This is a genomic window from Microbacterium sp. Bi128 (assembly GCF_918698205.1).
Genome location: NZ_CAKKMM010001443.1, coordinates 1 through 1,265 on the forward strand (window position 1 = coordinate 1; position 1,265 = coordinate 1,265).

Here is a 1,265-nt window from a genome sequence, read left to right on the forward strand (position 1 = left end):
GCGTAGCCCCGGGCCTGGGCGGTCTCGAAGTTCACCCAGGCCTCGGCATTGGCGGCGTCCCCGGTGGCGTCCTCGGCGAGGTTCCAGTTGCTGGGCTGCACGTCGCCCAGGGTCGCCTCGAGCATGCGTCGGATGTCCTCTTTGCCCTCCAGCGTCTTGAGGTTCCAGGTGAAGGAGACGAAATCGCGCCAGTACGAGTCGTCGTCAAAAAGTTCCAGTGCGGCGTCCGTGTTGTGGCTGCGCAGTGCCTCATCGAACTGCGCCAGCCACGCCCCGACGACGCCGTTTGGTGTCTCAGGCATGTTTCCTCTTTCCATTGCTGACAGGGGGCCGCTCCCGTTGCGTGGCGCATAGACCACGCAGTGACCCGCATCACAAGTAAAAGTCGCAGGGGGTTACAATCGGGTTACACGGAGCTCTCAAGCTGTCGGCGGGCGCGCAGGTTGGCCGACGGCGGCAGGGACCCAGCCGGGTGCGACGATTCGAGGGCGAGTTGAGAGAATGAGCATGCGGCAGGGCAACGGCCCCATCACGCATCCCTCGGACCTCAGGTTTTCCGCACCGGCGGAGTACGCCCGAATTCTCCGGGCGGCGCACGAAACCACGATTTCTGGCACTCCGGATCCGCACCTCTCGCCGTCGCTTATCAAGTCCTGGCAGCGTTCCCTGGCTCTGGGCATCAATCCGGACCAGCACCGGCCCCTGCACCGGCATGAAGTCTCCGAGGCGCGATCCCTCAGCGCCAGCCATCGGCTGGCTGCGGTGATGCCGGCGCTGTCACAGCTTCTGGCCGATGAGACCGTGACCGGACGCCATCTGCTGATCGTCACCGACCACGAGGGCGAAGTGCTGTGGCGCGTCGGCAGCAAGCAGGCCTTGCGGCTCGCGGACTCGCTGGAGTTCGTGGAGGGCGCCGACTGGTCCGAATCAGGGGTGGGCACGAACGCCATCAGCGAGGCCTTGGTGACGGGTGCGCCGGCGCAACTTTTCTCGGCCGAGCACCTCGTGCGGACCCACCATGACTGGGCTTGCACCGCATCCCCCATTCGCGACCCTTTGACCGGCGACATCGTCGGCGTCCTGGACGTCTCTGGCCCGTTCGAATCGGTCACGCCGGACAGCCTGCGGCTGGTGCGTTGCGGAGTGCGGCTCGCAGAGGAGCTGCTGAAGTCGGCCCCGTTTCCCGACGGCGGCGTCGGGCGCTCGGGGCAGCGGTCCCCGGGTGGCGAGCGGGCAGTGCGCGACGGCGGCGCCCGACCCCAGCT

General features: G+C 67.2%; 2 protein-coding genes. One reads left to right on the plus strand and one right to left on the minus strand.

Features of this window, described 5'->3' with window-relative positions; all coding sequences use genetic code 11:
- The coding region (locus LQV45_RS33525) for a nuclear transport factor 2 family protein (protein ID WP_230012094.1) at positions 1–302 on the minus strand (302 nt) is incomplete at its 3' end.
- Positions 303–507: 205 nt separating this feature from the next.
- On the opposite strand from LQV45_RS33525, the gene LQV45_RS33530 reads away from it, so the two are divergent.
- The coding region (locus LQV45_RS33530; protein ID WP_374208369.1) for a GAF domain-containing protein at positions 508–1,265 on the plus strand (758 nt) is incomplete at its 3' end.